Origin of the sequence: Paraburkholderia sp. (genome assembly GCF_026225065.1) — a bacterium.
Taxonomy (GTDB): domain Bacteria; phylum Pseudomonadota; class Gammaproteobacteria; order Burkholderiales; family Burkholderiaceae; genus Paraburkholderia.
Genome location: NZ_JAMFSB010000103.1, coordinates 1 through 20,989 on the forward strand (window position 1 = coordinate 1; position 20,989 = coordinate 20,989).

General features: G+C 63.2%; 11 protein-coding genes. 7 read left to right on the forward strand and 4 right to left on the reverse strand.

Going from position 1 to position 20,989, the window contains the following annotated elements; all coding sequences use genetic code 11:
* The first annotated feature begins 386 nt into the window (after window positions 1-386).
* Together M0954_RS07910 and M0954_RS07915 are read left to right on the forward strand one after the other, a co-directional pair.
* A complete protein-coding gene (locus M0954_RS07910; RefSeq protein WP_297352503.1) occupies window positions 387-980 on the forward strand; it encodes a transposase in 594 nt (197 codons plus the stop codon).
* Window positions 977-1,213, forward strand: coding sequence for a hypothetical protein (locus M0954_RS07915; protein WP_297352505.1), 237 nt, complete (start codon window positions 977-979; stop codon window positions 1,211-1,213). Before M0954_RS07910 ends, M0954_RS07915 begins: the two co-directional genes overlap by 4 nt.
* Window positions 1,214-1,897: 684 nt before the next feature.
* Here M0954_RS07915 and M0954_RS07920 read toward each other — a convergent pair.
* From M0954_RS07920 to M0954_RS07935, 4 genes are all read right to left on the reverse strand, one after another.
* Entirely contained in the window at window positions 1,898-2,308 is a 411-nt protein-coding gene (locus M0954_RS07920; protein WP_297352507.1) for a transposase, read from the reverse strand.
* A 55-nt stretch (window positions 2,309-2,363) separates the two neighbouring features.
* Complete coding sequence (locus M0954_RS07925; protein WP_297352547.1) at window positions 2,364-3,629, reverse strand: IS256 family transposase; 1,266 nt, start codon at window positions 3,627-3,629, stop codon at window positions 2,364-2,366.
* An 87-nt stretch (window positions 3,630-3,716) separates the two neighbouring features.
* Entirely contained in the window at window positions 3,717-4,064 is a 348-nt protein-coding gene (gene tnpB / locus M0954_RS07930; RefSeq protein WP_297352509.1) for an IS66 family insertion sequence element accessory protein TnpB, read from the reverse strand.
* A gap of 137 nt (window positions 4,065-4,201) precedes the next feature.
* On the reverse strand, window positions 4,202-4,477 hold the full coding sequence (locus M0954_RS07935; RefSeq protein WP_297352511.1) for a transposase: 276 nt from the start codon (window positions 4,475-4,477) through the stop codon (window positions 4,202-4,204).
* 626 nt (window positions 4,478-5,103) lie between these two features.
* Here M0954_RS07935 and M0954_RS07940 point away from each other — a divergent pair.
* From M0954_RS07940 to M0954_RS07960, 5 genes are all read left to right on the forward strand, one after another.
* Window positions 5,104-5,778 carry a TonB family protein gene (locus M0954_RS07940; protein ID WP_297352513.1) on the forward strand — a complete coding sequence of 225 codons (675 nt, stop codon included), beginning with the start codon at window positions 5,104-5,106 and terminating at the stop codon, window positions 5,776-5,778.
* Between the two features lie 4 nt (window positions 5,779-5,782).
* Window positions 5,783-6,328 (forward strand): RNA polymerase sigma factor, encoded by a 546-nt coding sequence (locus M0954_RS07945; protein ID WP_297352515.1) that lies wholly within the window; start codon window positions 5,783-5,785, stop codon window positions 6,326-6,328.
* A gap of 11 nt (window positions 6,329-6,339) precedes the next feature.
* Window positions 6,340-7,338: a FecR domain-containing protein gene (locus M0954_RS07950; RefSeq protein ID WP_297352517.1), complete on the forward strand. Its 999-nt coding sequence runs from the start codon at window positions 6,340-6,342 to the stop codon at window positions 7,336-7,338.
* 286 nt (window positions 7,339-7,624) lie between these two features.
* Entirely contained in the window at window positions 7,625-8,149 is a 525-nt protein-coding gene (locus tag M0954_RS07955; protein ID WP_297352519.1) for a hypothetical protein, read from the forward strand.
* The gene (locus tag M0954_RS07960; protein WP_297352521.1) at window positions 8,146-20,649 is read left to right on the forward strand and encodes a filamentous haemagglutinin family protein; all 12,504 of its coding nucleotides are present in this window, start codon (window positions 8,146-8,148) and stop codon (window positions 20,647-20,649) included. The genes M0954_RS07955 and M0954_RS07960 overlap by 4 nt, the downstream gene beginning before the upstream one ends.
* Window positions 20,650-20,989: the final 340 nt, after the last annotated feature.

The window sequence follows — 20,989 nt, forward strand, 5'->3', positions numbered from 1 at the left end:
AGGACGAGGCGCTGGCAATGTACTGATTTGCCTTTGTTGGTAGATTTAAAGGGCAGGGTCTGGATTTGCACGTCCCTGACATCCCTGGTCTGCTACATCATGTTTCCGCAATTGCCGCGCGTGGACTCGCGGCGCACACGTATGCGACGCAATCGGGCTCATGTCAGAAGTGTTGCTGCGGAAAAAGCCTTTTTCCTAAGCGCGCATTCTATCCACACCTCAATAGCCATATTATCAACTGGTTGCGGGTTTTTCGAGCGGGTCGAATTTGTCTGCGAGCCCCGCCCAGACTAGGTTTCTGAGCTTCGGGGGAAATCGGCTAAAGTCCAGATTTTTGGACGCATCGAATGACGGGTAAGCCCAGCTGGCAAGCGATTCCGACGAAATTGAGCGAAGCGCAGTTCGAGGAATTTGTCTTGCCACACCTGAGTCGTGGCCGACGTGGACCGCCGCCGACGCTGTCGTTGCACAAGATCTTCAACTACATCCTGAAGGCGATCTACATGGGGTGTCAGTGGATGATGCTACCGATCGACAGCAATGACGAAGGCCACCGCGAAATCCACCACACGCGTATCTACCGGATGATGCGGCGCTGGCAGGCCGATGGCAGCATCGAGCGGATTTTCGCGGGCACGGTGCACCTTCTGCACCAGGACCAACTTCTCGACCTTTCAGTCATTCACGGCGATGGCACGACGACCGCTGCGAAGAAAGGCGGCGACAACCTCGGATATAGCGGGCACAAGCATCTCAAAGGCTGCAAGGTGGTCGCCTTCTGCGACCGCGACTGCAACATCATCGCGCCGTTCGTGACGGCACCGGGCAACCGAAACGAATCGCCGCTGTTGCGTAATGCGATGCCCAAGCTCACCGACATGGCGCGTGCCATCGGCGCGGACCTGCGGGTTCAACTGTCAGCCTGGATGGCGTCTACGATTGCCGGGACAACCGCCGGGCGATTTTCAATCGTGGCATGACCCCGAACATCCCCGAGAACCCGCGTGGGCGCAAAACACCGAAGCGCGGGCGCAAGCAGCGCTTTGATCCGGCGATCTTCGAGGAGCGCTTCAGGACCATCGAACGCGTCTTTGCCTGGGAAGACAAGTTCCGTCGTCTGCTGCTGCGCTTCGAACGCATCAGTGACGTGCACTACGCGCTAAAGACACTTGCCTATTCGATGATCAATCTGCGGCACTACTGCCAAAACTGACCTCACGCCAGGCTTGGCGTAGCATCATTGGCGCTCGACTTAGGGTCGCTGATCGTGCTCGACCTGTCGATACCTTCATCTTCGCATAACGAAACATATCTCCGCATTCTCGGCGCGCCATACCCAACACCGATTCGCGCCTCTGGTTGTTCGATCCCTCTCCACGAAATCAGCGTGGAAACTCGCAACCAGTTGGCAGTAACGGCGTCGTGAGATTTTCGATAATCAACATAGACAAAAGATATTAATGTTAACGGATGAATAAAGCGCGAGTAATATTAGGGCATATCGTAACCTTTTTTTCGGCAGCGTACTTGATCGTAGTTTTTTATATGATCAAATATAAAGAATTGCCGAAGCGCGGCCTCATATTGATCATTGCGGGCTTCTTCGTAGCGACGATCATATTAATTTTGAGATTTCCGCACTATCCAAAATTTAGCCGGTTTGCCGCATACGATAAACAAGGCAAGCCGAGGACGGTGTTTGTCGTGCCTGTATTTTTGATAGTTGCAGTGGCTTATATTTCCATTCTTATTATCAGAATAATTTGCGAAATTTATAGGGGCTTATTGTGAGTTTTCCTACTCAGGGTGTTTCGTCAGCAATTGGATGGGCCGGGGTGGTACAGGGTGGTGCAGAGCTTATGGCCGGAGGGAGCACTGATTTGCAAACATATGCAAATTATGTGCAGGAAATTGCGAGCATTGCATCCCTGGCGCCTTTTGGCTTGGGCGCTCTGATGACTGCTCCGGTAGCCGGCCTCCTCGAAACCATTGCCGCCGTCGAAGCCACAAATTCTAACGATGCGACGGCCGACGTTATGGGTGCCGCATCTTCGTCCGCTTCGAGATCTTCAAGACGCAACTCGAGTTGTTCGATCTCCCAGTCGAGCTTCTCCGACTTACGGCCGAACTGCATGCGACGCAGCTTCGCGATCAACAGCTTCAGGTGTTCGATCTCGGCCTTTCCGGTGGCGATGACCGCATCGCGTGACACGAGTTGATTCTGCATGCGCTCGATCCGCGCGTCGCGTTCGCGCAGTAGCGCCTTGAGGGCTTCGATATCGTCGGGAAGGGTGTCGGCCGAACTCATGCCGACAGTTTACGCGAACCTGTCCGTATTTTTGTGTGCGAGGCGGTTAGCGGAATTAACCGCGTGCCTGAGTAAAGCGCTCGCCAAACAGAATAGCGAACTGGTTCATGGCGGACGACCAGTCGAATGCAGTTCGCACGGTTTTCTTAAGCACGTTACGCAGCGCCAGCCAGAGCAGCTTGACGGCGGCCTCGTCGTTGGGGAAGTGTCCACGGGTCTTGATGATCTTGCGTAGTTGCATGTTCAGACTCTCAATGGCATTTGTGGTGTAGACGACCCGGCGTATGGCGGGCGGAAACACGAAGAACGGCGTGACGTTCTCCCACGCTCGCTGCCACGACTGCACGATGGTCGGATACTTCGTTCCCCATGGCCCTTGAGCAAAGGTTTCCAGCGCTTGCAGCGCGGCCTGTTCACTCGCGGCGGCATAGATCGGCCGCAGCGCTGCGGCGACGCTCTTGCGGTCCTTGTAGCTGACGTATTCCAGACTGTTGCGGATCAGGTGCACGATGCAGGTCTGCACGGCCGTGCGCGGGTACGCCGCGCCGATCGCCTCGGCCAGTCCTTTCAGGCCGTCGACGACCGCGATCAGGATGTCCTGGCAGCCCCGGGTCTTCAATTCATTGAACACCTTCAGCCAGAACTTCGCGCCTTCGGTCTGTTCGATCCACAGGCCGAGCACATCACGCTGACCGTCGGCCTGGATGCCTAGCGCCAGATACACCGCCTTATTGCTCACCACGCCGTCGCCACGGATCTTCACGCGCAGTGCATCGAAGAACACCACCGGATACATCGGTTCGAGCGGACGGTTCTGCCAGGCGAGCGTTTCGGCCATCACCTCGTCGGTGACCGAGCTGATGAAATCGGGAGAGACCTCGGTGCCGTAGCTCTCGGCGAGAAACGCCTGAATCTCGCGCACGCTCATGCCCCGGGCGTACATCGCGATAATGCGCTCGTCGAAGCCCGTGAAACGCCTCTCGTGTTTGGGAATCAGGATGGGCTCGAAGCTGCCTTCGCGGTCGCGCGGCAGATCGACCCTGACCGGGCCGCGCTCGGTGATCAGCGTCTTGCCGCTCGCGCCGTTGCGCTCGTTGGTCTGGCCCGATGGTTTGGACTGGCCCGGATGGTAGCCCAGATGCAGATTCATCTCGGCGCCCATCGCGCGCTCGATCAGTGCCTTATTGAACGCCAGCATCAGGTCCTGAACCTCGGTGGGCGTCATCGGACCCTTCACCAGTTCATCGAGCAGCGCTTCAGGCAGTTCAGGCAGAGGCCCGCGGGCCTCTGCCTGAGAAGCGACGGTGCGTTTCTTCTTCATGATTGGCATATCCATGACTTTCATCCTTCATGATATGCCTCGCCCACGAAATCACGGATAGGTCCGTTTACGCGGCGCCGCTGACGTTTACAACGCAGAAGTGGGCACGCCCGTGCGTTTGGGTTGGCGCCAGTCAATCCCTTCAAGCAGCATCGACAACTGTGCGGCACTCAGGCAACCCGTTCCGCTTGTGGCCTGGGGCCAGACGAAGCGGCCCTTCTCGAGTCGCTTCATAAGCAAGCACAGTCCGTCGCCGCTCCACCACAACACTTTGAGCAAATCGCCGCGTTTGCCTCGGAAGACGAACACGTGGCCGCTGAACGGATCACGCTCGAGAACGGTCTGTACCTTCGCAGCCAGACTGTTAAAGCCCGAGCGCATGTCGGTGACGCCGGCAGCGAGCCACACACGGGTCCCGCTAGGCAGCCCAATCATGCAGGCTCCTTGCTTCGCAGGGGTTGCAGAACAAGCCGCAACGTGTTGGCGTCCGGCACGCCGTCAACACGAACGCGTGCAGCACCGATCAGGATTTCGATCACGCCGCACGATGTCGGCGTCTCGATGGGCGCCGCTTAGGGGCTCTGTTGCGATGGTGCTGACCGAACCGCGTCGTTCATTACGGACACCGGCATCAACGTGCCGACGTCATATTCTCCAGCGAGATAGGCGCGGCGCCATTTGAAAAGCAAATTGGTGTTGAGTCCGTGTTCGATCGCCACGCGTGCGACAGACACACCCGGCTCACACGCAAGCTGCGCCAGCCGTCGCCGGTACTCCACAGGATTGTTTCGTCGGCCCTTGCGACCTATGCGTTTCGGTGTCGTCTCTGTTGACAAAATGGTCCCCACTTCTCGATTTGGTGGGGACTACTCTGGCCAGTCTTTCTACTCGCGTCGAGACGGTCTTGAGGCATCGCTTACGGTGTCGCCATTCCCAACGTGCTCGGCCACGCGCTTGCCGCTTACAAAGACAAACTGGGCACCGCAGGCGCGTTGTTCGGATTGATGTACTACCTTATGATCGGTGCGGGAATGATGGTGACTGCGTGGACTGAAGCGCTCGGAGGAACGCTGATCGTGTGCGGCACGATCGCGACGATGTTGTGCCTGTTTCAGGCTGGTGCAGTGCGTGAGCAACATCAATTAAACGCGCAAGGCGCAGGCCCCCCTAGAGGTGCATAACGCGGAACCGCATCTTTTTCGGGCGGGCTGGTGCGGCCAGGCTTTTCTAGGCATGTTCCGCGGCTTGGCAACAGTTATCTGACGCAGAACAAGTTTCCGGAAAAGTTGTTCCAGCGTGACATGTACTCGTCACATTCTGTTTCTAGAGTGACAGGTTGAAGAAGGTGCCCATTGTCTCAAGAATCGCGGCACCCGTGCGGTAACCTTACTTTCGGTATTTTCTTATGACGGGCACACGGGCGTCCACCAGTGTATTGTCCCTGGGCGCCTGCTTCGTGCTCTGGAGTGCTCTGATGATCCAGAGCGCTCACGCCCAGGATGCCGGTCCGGCTCGCCGTGGAGCCGCCGGATTGATGCACTTTGACCTTCCTGCACAGTCGCTGGCCTCGGCACTCCAATCGTATATTGACCAGACCGATCTCTCGGTGCTCGTCCAAAGCAGCATGATCGCGCAACGCATGAGTGCGCCGGTTCAGGGCGATTACACTTCGCGTGAGGCACTGCAGCGCCTTCTGGTGGGCACGGGCCTCACGGTCAGGTTTCTGGGTGAGGCCGCCGCTGCGATCGTCGCGCTGCCGCAGACGCAGCAGTCCGCAGCAGCGACGCCCTCCGAGGTGATTCCTCCCACGGACATTGCCGGCATCATGGCGGGCGGTGTCGACTATCGCCCGTACGTCGCGCTGGTCCAGCAGCAATTGGGCGAGGCCCTGTGCGCGTCGCCGCAGACGCGACCCGGAAACTATCGGCTGCTCGTGCAATTGAGCGTGACCCGTTCGGGCACGGTCGGAGTCGCACGTCTGGTGGATTCGACGGGCGACCCGGTGCGTGACGCGGCGATTGCACAGACGCTGCGCCAACTGGCTTTCGATTTACCGCCGCCCGCGGCGATGCCACAGCCGATCACGATTCTGTTCAGGCCGCAGGGCGGTGGCATCTTGGCCGACTGCCCGTCGCCGGAAGGAGGCTAGCGTCATGACCGAGACAACTCGCGACCGTCTGCGTACGCTGCTCATTTCGCGCTATGCGAAGCTGCGCAGGCAGCTTGAATATATGGTGGGCTCGCAGGATGGAGCAGCCGACGCGTTGCAGGAAACGTGGTTGCGTCTGGGCAGCATGAAAGAAGCGACGGTGACCAATGCCGATGCCTATCTGTTGCGCATGGCAGCCAATGTCGCAATCGATCAGCACCGTCGTGAGGCGCGTCACCTCAATGAAGGGGAACTCGACGAGCTGTTTGAAGTCGAGGACGAGTTGGCGGATCCCGAGCGCATCGCATCGGCGCGCGAGGAAATCTTGGCCTTGCAGGCAACATTGTTGGAGCTCACGCCGCGGCGCCGGGCGATCTTTTTGGCGGCAACTGTCGAGGGCCTGGTGAATCGGGAGATTGCCGAACGTTTTGGCATTTCCCTGAGCCTTGTGGAAAAGGAATTAAGCTACGCGCTGCGACAGTGCAAGACCCGCCTGCGTGAGACGGTCCCGTCACGCGAGGGAACGGCGAAGGGTCGGCGTAAATGGTGAATATTGTTTCCATGAGTGAAGTTGGCGAGAATCCGGCAATGGTGGCGATTGAGCAATGCGCTGAAGCGTGGTTGTTGTTGCTGCGCTCGGGTAATGCGACATTGGAGGATGCACAGGCGTTTCGGCGCTGGTGTGCGGAGAATCCCGCGCATGCATGCGCCGCAAAGGAATTGCGCAGGGTCTGGAATGTTGCCAGCGCCGCGGCGACGGTCGTCGCACAACAGGAAACCGCATTGAGCCGCCCATGGACGGGACCCGCGGTCCGCTCCCCTGCACGACGTGCATTTGTGGGGACAGCGGTCGCAGCGGGTGCCGCATGGCTGGCATTCCGTCCTCCGCTGCAGTTGTGGCCTGCGCTCGGTGAGCTGACAGCTGACTACCGGACGGGCACGGGCGAGCAGCGGCAGGTGATGCTCGCTGACCATGTGGTGATCGAGATGAACACACAGACGCGGTTCAATCTGCGGCCAGCTGACACGACACGTGGCGGCATCGAATTGCTAGCTGGTGAGGCTGAAGCCGCGGCAGGCATGTCATCGGCTGGACCGCTGCGATCGATCGATCCGTTCATCGTGGTGGCCGGGAACGGCCGGTTGCAAACCAGTAGTGCGCGTTTTAACGTCCGGCGGACCGACGACGAAGTGTGCGTCACCTGCATTACGGGTTCGGTCGCGTTCGAACATCCGCGTCAGCGCTTGATGTTATCGGCCTCGCAGGAACTCATCTATACCGACCGGGACGTCAGCCCGGTCTCGAATATTGATGCGGCGGCGGTCACGGCCTGGCGGCGCGGTTTGCTGCTGTTTAACGACGTGCCGCTTGCCCAGGTGGTCGATGAAATCAATCGCTATCGCCCGGGCAAGATCATTTTGCGCAACGCTCAACTGGGCAAAAGTCGCGTCCGGGCGCGGTTCTCGATTCGCCAGCTAGACGATGCGATCATGCTGATTCATGCAGAATACGGCGCGCATGTGACGGAACTGCCCGGCAGTATCGTGTTGCTTAGCTAACGCGGTTCTTCCCCACGCTTGGTGCGGCTCGACCAGCGGTGGACGGGGCAGGCCAGGGGGCGAGGTAGCGAAAAAATGTGGGATTGGGATACGCATACCGTCTATACAGCATGAGCCCTGGTTGTCCAGTGGTTCATCTCGTCACATGGCCCGACAAGGGTGTAGTGCGGGGCAGTAACATCCCCAGGCGCATCACATAGCGTGATGAACCTTCTCGTCAGATTCACCACCTTTTTTCATCGTAACGATCCACTGACCTTGCTAGGGTCGGCACGTAGCCGTTCGCTTGTTTTTGGCGATTGTGCTTAAGGCGCCGAACGGCGCGCTTGCTGCTATGCGTGCGCCCAGGCAGGGCAGAAATGAGGACTTTGGCGCCTCATTACGTCATTACGACATGAGCCCAAATTTTGTCCTGTTCGGTGTCGCTAGCCCGAACGTTTCCGTTTCAGGGGCGTCCGAGCGCCCTTCACATGACCCAGTCGTTCTTGAGGCGCAGTGGTCTGAGTCAGGTTATTGCACGGCAGCGTTCGCGATGGCCGATGGGGAAATTGAGGACTTTGGCGCCTCATTCCGTCATTACGATATGAGCCCAGATTTTGTCTTGTCCGACGCGACGCGGCAGCACGTTCCTGTTTTGATGGTGCCCGATTACTCGTCTGCTGCGCTGGCGCGCAATAGGCATATCGACAGCATAGTGTTGGGTTTTCCGACAGATCCGTCTCGGTTCTATCTCGATCATCGCCATCCGACTCGCATGGTGTTGCATGCCCACGCGAGCCAATCCAATCTGGTTCAAGGAATTCCAGCATGAAGACTCGCGTCGTTGGTCCGCGTCCAACACTACGGCCCAACCAAGGACCGCGGCCTCCGCTCACGGCCGTGTACCGGGCGATTGCGCTGATGTTGGCTGCCGGCGCATCGACGAATGTGCATGCCGCTACGAACCTGGCGAATATTGGTGTGCAGATGAACGCAGCGCGCAATGCGGCCTCAGGGCGGGGCGTTAATTTGGGTGTGGGCGTGTCGCCACAGCAGGCGCTGCAGGCCAGTCAACCGTCGATACAGAACCTCGGCCGTGCCGCGCAAGGCATTGCCGCACAGATCGCCGCGCAGCAGGCGGCCGCCGTCGCGGGCGTGGCGGCCCCGTCGAACGTGCCGAATGGCCTCGCGATCGGCGGTCTACAGGTCGCACCCGGCGCCACCGCCAATTCGACCCTGTGGCAGAACGCCAATCTGCCGACCCAGTCGGTCGCGAACGGCCAGAGCACCGTCGACGTGCAGCAGACCGGCCAGAACGCAATCCTCACATGGCAGACCCTGAACGTGGGCCGCCAGACCACGCTGAACTTCGACCAGTCCGGTGGAAACCAGAGCAACGGAGCCAATGACTGGGTGGTGCTCAACCGCATCCAAGACCCGAGCGGCGCGCCGAGCCAGATTCTTGGCAACGTCAAGGCGCAGGGCTCGGTGTACGTGATCAACCGCAATGGCATTCTGTTCGGGGCCGGCTCGCAAGTGAGCGTGCATTCGTTGGTGGTGTCGTCGCTCGATTTCCTGAATCTGAACAACACGCTGACGCAGACCGCTCAGGACGTCGCCGCCAGCAACGCATGGTTCCTGCAACTGACCAACGGCCTCGCCGCGCCGGAAGCGTCCGGCAGCACGGGCGCCAATGTCGCGAACGAAGTCCTCGGTCTGGGCAACACGGTGACGGTCGCGCCGGGCACGGTCTACCATCCGCCGGGCAACATCACGATCCAGGCGGGCGCGACCATCGCGTCGCAGGCGAACAGCACGCAGAGCGACGGCGGTTTCGTGCTGATCGCCGCGCCCAACGTCAGCAACGCGGGCAACATCAGCACGCCGAACGGCCAGGCGATTCTCGCGGCCGGCGTCGGCGTGGCGTTCGCGCCGAATCCCGCCAATCCGCACGTACTGCTGCCGCAACTGAGCGGCGCGATCATGAGCGGAACGGGCGCGAATGCGGTCGATCTGACGCCTGCGGGCACGCTCGTCAACACCGGCACCATCGAGGCCACGCGCGGCCAGATCAGCCTGCTCGGCAGCACGATTGCGCAGAACGGCTTGGTCGGCGTGACGACCGGCATCAGCTATCCCGGCAGCATCACGATGTCGACCGTCGACGAAGTCGCCGCCGCCGCGCCGAACGGCGCACTGTATGTCGACCCGAACAGCGGCAGCGCGCTGCTCGCCGACGCGCTCAACGCGCCCGCATGGCGTCGCGCCGGCCTGCTGACGTTCGGCAACGGCTCGATTACCGCGAACCTGCCGGAAGAAGACGGCGAGACCGCGACGTCGTCGCAGAACAGCACCTTTACGCCAGGCAGCATCGGCTTGACCTCGAACTCGGTGTGGTTCCAGGACGGCTCGCTGGTCGAAGCGCCGGGGTCGAGCGTGTCGGTGGCGGCGCTCAGTTCGGTGCGCCAGCCGGCGGGCAGCACGTCGGTGGCGGGGCGCATCTATCTCGACACCGGCTCGACCATCGACGTGTCCGGCCTCGCGAACGTGCAACTGTCGGTCGACAGCATGCTGCTGACGATTCCGCGCATCGGCCAGAACGAGCTTGCCGATTCGCCGCTGCTGCGCGACAGCATCCTGTCCGGCATGGCCAACGTGATCGTCGACAGCACGTTGTCGGGCACGCGCAGCGACGGCGTGTCGTGGGTGGGCAGTCCGATCCTGAATCTGGCCGGCTACGTGAGCCTGATGCCGCGTTCGATCGACCAGTTGCTGATCAACGGCGGCTCGATCTCGCTGAGCGGCGCGGACGTGATGACGGCCGACGGCTCGTCACTCAATCTGAACGGCGGCTATGTGCATTACCTCGGCGGCACGGTCGCGACCACGCGCCTCGTCGATGCGAACGGCGTGCTGGTGCCGATCGGCAGCGCGAGCCAGAACGATACGTATGTGGGGATCGCGGGCGAGTTCGTCGAAACGCATCCGCGCTGGAACGTGACCAACACCTGGTACAACCCGCTGCTGACGGGCGGCGCGTATCAGAGCGACTTCATCGTCGGCGGCAATGCGGGCACGCTCAATCTGTTTGCGAGTCGCGCGCTGGTGCTCGACGGCGACATCAGCGCGCAGTCGTTTGCCGGCGAGAAGCAGGTGCAGGGCGGCACGCAGCCGGACGGCGGCACCTTTGCGCTGGGCGTGAATCCGGCGGCGACGCTGGGCGTCACGGCGGGCACGAACGGCGAAACCGGCAAGGTCGTATTCGACGACAGCGCGCCGCAACTCGCCGATCTCGCGCCGGGCTTCAACGCGAACACGCCGCTCGATTCGGCCGCGCTGAACGCGCTCGGCACCAGCAACCCGGTCAACGTTCTCGCGACCACCACCGTGCCGACGGCGACGCTGAACAGCGGTGGTTTTTCGAACGTCAGCGTCGTCGAAGACAGGACGCAAGGCGCGGGCATTCTGGTCGCGCCGGGCACGACGCTCGCCGTGCAGCCGGGCGGCTCGATCAAACTGAGCGGCACCAATGGCGAGATCTCGGTGCAGGGCACGCTGTCCGCGCCGGGCGGCACTGTGTCGCTCGACCTGACCAATAACGGCACGCCCACCGCGTATGGGATCGACGTCGGCCCACACGGTTCGATCAGCGCCGCCGGCCAGTGGGTCAATGACTACGACGCGCTGCTGACGGGCACGCCAGGGCTCGGCACACAAGACGTGAACGGCGGCTCGATCACGCTGTCAGCGACGCAATCCTCCGCGCGCAATCCGGACGGCACATTCACCGACAACAGCGGCTCGATCGTGCTGGCGCCGGGCAGCGTGCTCGACGTGTCGAGCGGCGGCCACATGCTGGCCGACGGACAGCTTCAACTGAATGGCGGTGTGCCGGTCGGCACGGCGGGCAGCATCAGCCTGTTGACCTACGCGGCGCCGGCCGGGGCGGCTTTCGGCGAAGACGCCACCAGTGCGCAACTGCCCACCGTCCAGCCGACGCTCGGCCAGATCGTGATGGACGGCACGTTGCGCAGCGCCGGTCTCGACGGCGGCGGCACGCTGACGCTCGGCGCGCTCGGCTTCCAGATCGGCGGCGATCCGCATGCGGCGCATCCGTGGGAACTGGTGCTGCCCGCTGATTTTTTCGCGCAACAGGGCTTCGGCAAATATGTGCTGAACGCCGCTTACGACGTCAATGTCGCGCCCGGTGCGCAGGTGCGGCTGACGCAGCAGAATCTGCTGCCGGGTACGCTCGCGCTGCAAACGCTCGCTGGCGGCGCGAATCTGGCGACGTCCGGTGCGACGTCGTCCGGCGTACTCGATCCGTACTACCGCCAGCCGACCAGTCTGGTGATGACCGGCGGCGAATATCTCGAATGGCGCGCCGGGCCGAGCGTGTTCGTGCCGCCGCAGTACGCGGGCGTGACCGGCGGCGTGTCGGTCGGCGCGGGCGCGGCAATCGTCGCGGATGCGGGCGCGAGCATCGGCCTCGGCTCGCCTGCCCAGGTGACCGTGCAAGGCGCGCTGGTCGCGCCGGGCGGCTCGATTACGCTAAGCGCCGATTCGCTCGGCACGTACGGTTTTTCTCAAGGGCAGTTGCAGTTGGGCAGCGGCTATTCGACACCGGGCAAATCGGTCTGGCTCGGGCCGGACGCCTTGCTCGACGTGTCGGGTGTGGCGCTCGTCGATCCGCTCCCGACGCCGGTACGTAGCGGCAACTCGGTCATCACGCCGGTCACCGGCCGCGTGCTGGCGGGCGGCTCGGTCACGATCTCCGACGACTCGGGCTACGTGGTCGCGCAACAGGGCGCGGCGATCAATGCATCGGGCGCGTCAGCCAGTTTCGATATGGCGCAGCCGGGCGGCGGTTACGCGCCGCAGGCGGTCTGGAGCGATGCCGGCGCGATCACGCTCGGCGCCGCGTCAGGACTGTTTTTCGACGCGACGCTGAATGTGCACGGCGGCGCTCCGCAGGCCGAAGGCGGTTCGCTGACGGTGCTGCCGGAGCAGGCCGCGAGCGGCCTGTCGTTCGTCGGCGCGAACGCGCTGATCGTGCGGCAAGGCGGCCAGTCGGTGCCGTCCGGCGTAACGGCGGGAGAAAGCTTCACCGACCCCGCGTGGTCCGCCGCGGGCACGCCCGGCACGCTGCAATTCGCAGTGGACCGGCTGGACAATTCCGGCATCGATACGCTGACGCTTGGCGGCTCGCCGCGCGGCGCCGACGCCCGGCAGGCCCCGGCGCCGATCGCCTTCGCGGGCGATGTCGACCTGTCGCTCGGCCGCGCGCTGGTGCTCGACACGTCGCAGCTCGTCGCACTGCCTGTCGGTGCAACGTCACTGCCGGCGCTCAGCGCCGGCACGACCTCCATCGGCGCGCCGACGGTGAATCTGAGCGCGCCGTACGTCGAACTGAGCGGACCGGCGTATGCGAGCAACCTGCTGGCGCCGACCCCGGTCGCCGCGGACGCTGACGGCATCCTGACCGTGACCGCGTCGTTCATCGACATCGGCAACCAGAGCGCGCTCGCCAACTTCGGCCACGCGGCGTTCACCAGCAGCGGCGACATCCGCCTGTGGTCAACCGATACCGGCGGCGGCAGCGCGTTGCAAGCCGGCGCGTTGTATACGTCCGGCGATCTCAGCTTCAAGGCCGCGCAGGTGTATCCGGCGAGCGGCAACACTTTCATCGTCGATGCACTCGGGCCGGTCGATCCCGGCACCGGCGCGCCGACGCCGACCACCATCACGTTCCTCGGCAACGGGGCGTCGCAGGTGCCATTGTCGGCAGGCGGCAGCCTGGTGGTCGACGCCACCAACATCGTGCAATCCGGCACGGTGCGTGCGCCGTCGGGCAGCCTCGTGTTCGGCGTCGGCGATCCGACCGATCCGGCCATCAAAAGCCAGTTCGGCAACCTGACGCCGGCCGCCACGCAAACCGTCACCTTCAATCCGGGCAGCGTGACCTCGGTATCGAACGGCGGCACGGTGATTCCGTACGGCACGACGGTCGACGGCGTCGAATGGCAATACAACCCGGTCGCGGGTCTCACGTCGCCCGATCTGACCGCGCCGCCAGCCAAGCTGATCAGCGTGAACGGTGCGAGCGTGTCGCTTGCGAAGGGTGCGGGCATCGATCTGTCCGGCGGCGGCGATCTGCAGGCGTCCGAATGGGTGCCGGGCACCGGTGGCTCGCGCGATCTGCTGTCGCAATACACGATCACCTACGCGTCGGGCAATAACGGCGTCGCCGTGCCGGTCAATGCCGGGGCGGCCAACGTGTTCGCGATTGTGCCGGGTTATCGCGCGCCGGTCGCCGCCTATGATCCGGTGTTCGCCCAGGTCACGCAGCCGTCGACCAATGCGAACGGCTCGGCGTCTACTACCACGGCGATGATCGGTGTCGGTAGCGCGAGCGTCGGCGGCATTGTCGGGCAGTCGGTCTATCTCTCGGGCATCGCGGGATTGCCGGCCGGCGTCTATACGCTGCTGCCTGCGAAATACGCGACGTTACCCGGCGCGTTCAGGATTACCGTGGCGAACACGTCGGGCACGGTCGTGCCGGGCGCGAACGGCGTGATGCCCGACGGCACCGCGCTGGTGTCGGGCTACAGCGTCGATGCGTTGAACGGCGCGCGCAGCGCGACGCCGACGCTGTACGCGGTGCAGTCCGCGGCGGTGTGGCAGCAGTATTCGCAGTACACGACGACCAGCGCGAACCAGTTTTTCCCGGCGCTTGCCGCCGGCAGCCAGAGCGCAACGCCGCCGCTGCCGGTCGACGCCGGCCGGCTGGTGCTGGCGGCAACCAATGCGCTGTCGCTGGGCGCGACGCTCGATGCATCCGCAGGCCCCGGCGGCGCACCCGCGCAGGTCGATCTGAGCTCGCAGGACATCCAGATTGTCGGGCCGGGGCAGCAGGCGCTGGCGGGCTATCTGCAGGTGTCGTCGACCGATCTCGACGCGTTGGGCGCCGGCAGTCTGCTGATCGGCGGCATGCGTGCGCCGACCCAAAGCGGCATCTCGGTCGATGCGCTCGCCAACAGCGTGGTCGTCTCGAACGATGCCGCGAGCGCGTTGAGCGGGCCGGAAATCATCCTCGTCACGAAGGCCGATCCGGGGACGTCCGATCCGAACGCGGCGAATGGATTGAGGATCGACGCGGGCAGCGCGATTATCGCGAAGGGCACGTTGCCAGCTTCCGCCGACCGCGCGATCACGATCGGCCAACCGGCCGTTCCTGCCAACGGCTCGACTCCTGCTATTTCAGGGATCGCCGGCGACGGTGCGTTGCTGCGCGTGTCGAACGGCGCAGATGCGCCGGTCACCCGTCTCAACGTCACCGGCGCCACGCCTGGGCTGTTGACGGTGGGTGCGAACGCGACGTTGACCGGCGGCCAGGCGCTGACGCTCGATTCGTCGGGCAATCTGCGCGTCGATCCGACCGCGTCGCTGTCCGCGCAGTCGATCACCGCGAGCGGTTCGGCGATCACCTTCACCAACGACACCGGCGCCGCCGCTGCGGCGCTGCCCGGCTTCGTGATCGGTGCGGCCGGTCTCGCGCAATTGCAGGGCGCGCAGCAGGTCACGTTGCGCAGTCTCGGCGCGATCGACTTCGTCGGCAATATCGACGCGAGCTTCACGAACGCGGTCGATCTCAGCGCCGGTTCGTTCGCGAGCGACGGCGGGACGGTCACGCTCAGCGCCCCGAAAATCGCCTTCACCAACGAACTCGGCGCACCGGCGGCGGCGACCGTCGCGGGCCTCGGTTCGCTCACCGTCAATGGCGGCGAAATCGATTTCGGCGGCGGCAGCAAATCGGTGACGGGCTTCGGCGCGGTGACGATGAACGCGAGCGGCGGCATCGTCGGGCAGGGCTCCGGCACGTTCGATTTCGGTGCCGTGCCGGTCACGCTGAACGCGCCGGTCATATTCGCCGATACCGGTTCGACGACGACCGTGAAGACGCTCGGCGCACTGAACCTGAACGGCGCCGAGGGCACCGCGTTGACGCTGACGCCGGCCGGCGGCGCGTTGACGCTGACCGGCGGCTCGATCGACGACAATGCAACCATCCTCGCGCCGTCGGGCAACCTCACGCTGGAGGCGACCAGCGGCGATTTGAACGTCGGCGGCGGCGCGCTGCTGAGCACGGCGGGGGTGTCGAAGCAGATCTTCGACGTGGTGCTGTATTCGCCGGCGGGCAATCTGTCGCTCACCGCGGATCAAGGCGCGATCGCGTTGCAGAACGGCTCGACACTCGACTTTTCGGGGGCGGTGGGCGGCGGTGTGGCGGGCACCTTGTCGCTGTCGGCGCCGCAGCAGGGGGTGCTGTTGGGCGGCACGCTGAAGGGCGGCGCGGCGAGCGGTTTCGCGGGCGGCTCGTTCGCGCTGGACAGCGGCGCCGCAGTGAGTCTCGATGCGCTCGCCGCGCAGCTCGCGGCGAGCGGCGTCAATCAGACGGTGTCGGTGAGAAGCGACGCGGGCGATCTGACGTTGTCGTCGGGTAACACGCTGACCGCGCATCTGGTCTCGTTGACGGCGGACGGCGGCGTGGCCGGCGCAGATACGAGTCAGGGCGCCGTGACGATCGACGGCACTATCGACGCGTCAGGCAAGGCGGGCGGCACGATCGACCTGTACGGCAAGACCCTGGTCGACGTCGAAGGCACGCTGAACGCCAGCGGTTCGGATACGACTCAGCGTGGCGGCACCGTCAACATCGGCACGATGGCGACGCCCGATACCGTGGGCGGAGTCGTGCAACTGAATCCGACCTACGGCTACGAAAGCGTGTCATCGGCGAATTCCGGCGCGATCGCGATTGGACCGGGAGCCAAAATCGACGTGTCGGGCGGCAGCGCAGGCGGCCTGTCCGACGGCACTGTGAATTTGCGCGCGCCCTTGCTGACCAATGGCGACGTCAACGTGACGATCGACACGGGCGCGCAGATCAAGGGCGCGCGCAGTGTCGGTCTGGAAGCGTTCGCGGTGTGGAGCACGACCGATCCAGGCGCTGGCCCGACGCACTTCGACGCAATCGTCGATCCGGCCGGCTGGTACGACAGCACGGGCAATCTAGTGTCGGGCACGTTCACCGATCAGAGCGGCAACACGGTGCTCAACTACACCGCCGGGTCGATGACGGCGGCTCAGCTGACGACCTATCTGTCGAGCGATTTCTTCACGCCGACCACGGCGAACGCGGATCATCAAACGTTCTATGGCTATTTGAACGGCGATTCGACGCAGGGCGCGGGCACCTTGATGAACTTCGTCGAGAACCCGGGCTTCACGTTCGAAAACCGCTTTGCGAACATCGCGAATTTCCATGCAGTCCCGGGGATTGAACTCGACAATCCGAGCACGACGATCAACGGCGGCGATATCTCGGTGCTGACGAACTGGAATCTGGGCGCGGGCAGTTCGTCGAATGATCTGGCGTTTCGCTATGAAGGGCAGGCGCCGGATATTGCGTTCCGCGCGGAACACAACGTGGAGTTGCAGGCGAGTTTAACGGATGGGTTTTTCCAGGTGGCGAACCCGACGGCCAGCGGCACGCCGATCGCGAGCACGCCGGCCGACGCGTACAACCTCGTCCACTTTGATTACGCCAGCGCGTATTACGGCACGGCGCTGTATAGCTTCAACCCGACCGGTAACGGCATCTATCACGCTCAGGCGCCGGTGCAAGTCACCTTCGCGCCGGATCGATACGACGCGATCGCCGGTACGCCGGATGAGATCATCCAGTATTACGAGCTCTATCAGTCTTACGAAAACTACCTGACCGGCGCCTCCGATCCGACCATTGCCGCCGCATCGGGGCACGCCACCGAAGGATTGCTGTTCCTGTACGTGAGCGGCGCGCAGGGCGGCAACGGCACGTCATGGGTCCAGCCCGGCGCTGCGCCGGCCAGTCAGCCCACCGCGCCGGCCGTCCCGTCGGCCGGAGTGCAGGCGGCGGACGCTACCGCGTATCTGACCTACCTGAAGCAGTATCAGAGCTACGCGGACGCCGTCGTCAAGTGGGCGCAAACCAATGGACAGACTCCGGTGATCGCCGTGCTGCAGGCGCCTGCGCAAGTGGTGGCGCCGGTGCTACCGGTGCTCGATGCCGCCACCGACAATTCACCGTCGCCGGTTGCCGTGTCGGGTAATGCATTGCCGTTAGCGAGCGCGTCGTTAAACAGTGGCACGAGTTCGAGTTTCCGGCTGATCGCCGGCGCGAATCTGCAAAGCGCCGACCCTGGCGCACTGCAAGCGCCGTCGCAAGTCGCCGCGAGCGTCGGGGGCAATGTCACCCTCGACGGTCATTTCGCGTGGGTGGACGCACAAGGGTTGCCGATCATGGCGCCGACCATGATTCGCACCGGCACCGGCAGTATCGAGATTGCCGCCGCCAACGATGTGTCGCTGCTGGACAGCACCGCTCCCGGTGTGATCTATACCGCGGGCACGCCGGACACCGCGGCGCCCGCGCCCGGCACGACAGCGAACATCCTGCTCGGCAGTACGACGCAGCATAGTCCCGATCAACTGGTGTCGCCGACGGTGAATCCGGATGCTGCGGGCGACATCTCGATCCGCGCAGGCAACGACATCAACGGCATCGAGAACGTGCAGGACGATGCCGCCGGCTCGCGGACCGGCACGCCGAACGCGAACCTTAGCCAGTTCTGGTGGCAATGGATGCAGCTCGGCAATCCGGCAACCGACGGCAAGCTGACGCAGACCTCGATCAATTTCGGCGGCTTCGACCAGGGTGTGCTCAGCGCGGGCGGCAATGTGTCGATCGCGGCGGGCGGCAACATCACGGATCTCGCCGTGTCGTTGCCGACCACCTGGTATCTGTCGACCAACGCGGCCGGTAGTCCGGTGGTGAATACGGTCGGCGGCGGCAACTTGTCGGTGACGGCGGGCGGCAATATTTTGTCGGGCGACTACTTCGTCGCGAAAGGCGCAGGCATGATCACCGCTGGCGGCAGCATCGCCGCCGACGGCCAGACCTATACCTCGTCCAGCGGTTTGCGTGCATTCGCCGGACCGGCTGCCACGTTGCTGGCGCTGCAGGACGGCACGTTCGACGTGAATGCGCGGCTGGGTGCCGACATCGGTGGGGTATTCGATCCGTCTTACCTGACCGGTCCGGTGCTGCAAAGCGGCTACGGACAACAGGTCGACTCTCAGGGCTACTCGGCACAATCCGCGGTGACAGTCGCGGCCGTCACGGGCAACGTATCGCTCGGCACGCTGAGCACGCTGGTGCTGCTCGACGATACGCAAGGCGGCGGCGCCGTGTTGCCCGCCACGGTCGACCTTGCTGCGCCGAACGGCGGCATCGCGATCGCCAGCGCGGGCGAACTGACGCCTTCGGCGACCGGCAATCTGAGTCTGATCGCCAGCCAGTCGGTCAGTTTCGCGAACCTGACCGACAACACCGAGATGCGGTTGAGCAATTTCGGCCTGATCGACGCCGATCCGTCGACGATGCCGTCGCCGCTCAACCCGATTACCGCGTCGGCGCCGCAAAGCTTCATCCAGCCGTCCGACCCGACGCTCGCGCACGACAGCACACCGCTGCACGCGGACGATACAGAGCCAGTGCACATCTACAGCCTCACCGGCAATATCATGAATGGCGCCGTGGACTCGACAGGCTTCGACGGCTCGACGTTGTACCTGAATGCCGACAAACCCGCCTTGATCTATGCCGGCGGCGACATCGTCAACCTCGCGTTCCAGGGACAAAACCTGCGCGATGCGGACGTCACGCGCATCGTCGCCGGTCGGGACATTTACGATACGCCGCTGGAAGCGAACAATCCGGTGGTGCCGAGTCTCGTACTCAGCGGTCCGGGCTATTTCGACATTGAGGCCGGCCGCAATATCGGGCCGCTGACTAATGTCACGCAACTTGGCTCGCTGCTGAACGGCTCTACCTCGTTCACGACCGGTATCGACGCGATCGGCAATGCGAACAATCCGTTCCTGCCGCATCAGAGTGCGAACGTGCAGGTGCTCTTCGGCGTCGGGCCGGGCATCGATCAGCAGAGCTTCATCTCGACCTATATCGATCCGGCGAGTGTCGTGCCGGGCGTGTCGAGCACGACACCCGCGCTGGTCGCGTTCATGCAGCAATACGATGCGGGGCAGGTTGTCGATACGGGTCTCGCGGCAGGCAAGTCGACGCCGAAACCGCTGAGCGCCGCCGACGCATGGACGCAATTCAAGGCCTTGCCCGACTACGTGCAGCGGCTGTTCGTCGATCAAGTGCTTTTCAGCGTGCTGACCCAGGTGGGCGACGACTACAACAACACGTCGAGTGCATTCTTCCAGCAATACGCGCGCGGCTATCAGGCGATCAACACGCTGTTCCCGGCCTCGCTCGGCTACACCGCGAACGATCTGAACGGCGGCAGCAACGGCGCAAGCAAACTGGTCAGCACCGGCAATCTCGACATTCGCAGTTCGACCATTCAAACCCAGCAGGGCGGCAACGTATCGATTCTCGGGCCGGGCGGCGAAGCGTTGATCGGCAGCACGTCGGCGCCGCCGCAGCTGGTCAATTCGAGCGGTACGGTGGTGGCCGGGCCGAACACGATGGGGATTCTGACGCTCGAACAGGGTGACGTGAACATGTTCACCGATCAGAGCGTGCTGCTCGCCCAAAGCCGGATCTTCACCGAGCAAGGCGGCGCGATGACGATCTGGAGTTCGAACGGCGACATCAATGCCGGCAAGGGCTCGAAATCGGTCGCCGACGTGCCGCCGCCGCTCTATGTGTGCGACATCAACCACTACTGCACGCTGGATGCGCGTGGTGCGGTGAGCGGCGCCGGCATCGCGACATTGCAGACCATTCCGGGCGCGCAACCGGGCGACGTCAATCTGCTCGCGCCTCGCGGCACTGTCGATGCGGGCGACGCGGGGATTCGCGTGTCTGGCAATCTGAACATCGCTGCGCTGCACGTCGCGAATGCCGACAACATTCAGACGCAAGGGCAATCGAACGGGCTGCAAACACCGGCGGGCGTTGATGCCGGAGCGCTGGCCGCCGTCTCCTCGACAACTTCGGCGGTGACGCAGATGGCACAAAACCTCGTGAGAAACAATGCCTCGGGCGTGCCACAACGTCACTGGATCATCACGGTTCAGGTCGAGGGCTTTGGCGATTCGGGGGGCGACGATGACGACGATCCTAAAAAGAAGCGCAAAGGTGAGGCTCTCAGTTACAACCCGGCAAGTTCGATCGCGATTCTCGGACTCGGGCCGCTAGGTGATAGTCAACGCGCGCATTTGACCAGAGAAGAGCAAAACAAGCTCAATGGGATATAGAGAATGCTGTCGTGTCGCAATTGCATTGCCCCGAGGTGACGCGAAAACAGCATCTATCACGAGTGCAAAAAATGGCTTATGCGACGTAGGGGATAAGCCGAAAGACTTTGCGCGCCTTTTTTATTATCTGGAATGTCGATCGGGGCTGAGGCCCCTAATAGATCAAGGCAAAAATGAGTCAATCAGGGAACCGTGCCGTAGCAACTCGCAGTGGGTGCCCGTTATCCCGCGTTCGATATCGCGGCCATCACGGAGCGTGTTCGGGCAGAAGTCGATCGTCTGGACCGTCGTCAGCGCACAGATGCGTGGGAGCTCGAACGTCCAGGTGATCGCCGGTCCG

Excerpts from the sequence above, each read along its gene's own strand:
- M0954_RS07915 (WP_297352505.1), top strand. The coding sequence starts at position 977 with ATGACCCCGAACATCCCCGAGAACCCGCGTGGGCGCAAAACACCGAAG.
- M0954_RS07920 (WP_297352507.1), bottom strand. The coding sequence starts at position 2,308 with ATGAGTTCGGCCGACACCCTTCCCGACGATATCGAAGCCCTCAAGGCG.
- M0954_RS07925 (WP_297352547.1), bottom strand. The coding sequence starts at position 3,629 with ATGAAGAAGAAACGCACCGTCGCTTCTCAGGCAGAGGCCCGCGGGCCT.
- tnpB (WP_297352509.1), bottom strand. The coding sequence starts at position 4,064 with ATGATTGGGCTGCCTAGCGGGACCCGTGTGTGGCTCGCTGCCGGCGTC.
- M0954_RS07940 (WP_297352513.1), top strand. The coding sequence starts at position 5,104 with ATGATCCAGAGCGCTCACGCCCAGGATGCCGGTCCGGCTCGCCGTGGA.
- M0954_RS07945 (WP_297352515.1), top strand. The coding sequence starts at position 5,783 with ATGACCGAGACAACTCGCGACCGTCTGCGTACGCTGCTCATTTCGCGC.
- M0954_RS07950 (WP_297352517.1), top strand. The coding sequence starts at position 6,340 with ATGAGTGAAGTTGGCGAGAATCCGGCAATGGTGGCGATTGAGCAATGC.
- M0954_RS07960 (WP_297352521.1), top strand. The coding sequence starts at position 8,146 with ATGAAGACTCGCGTCGTTGGTCCGCGTCCAACACTACGGCCCAACCAA.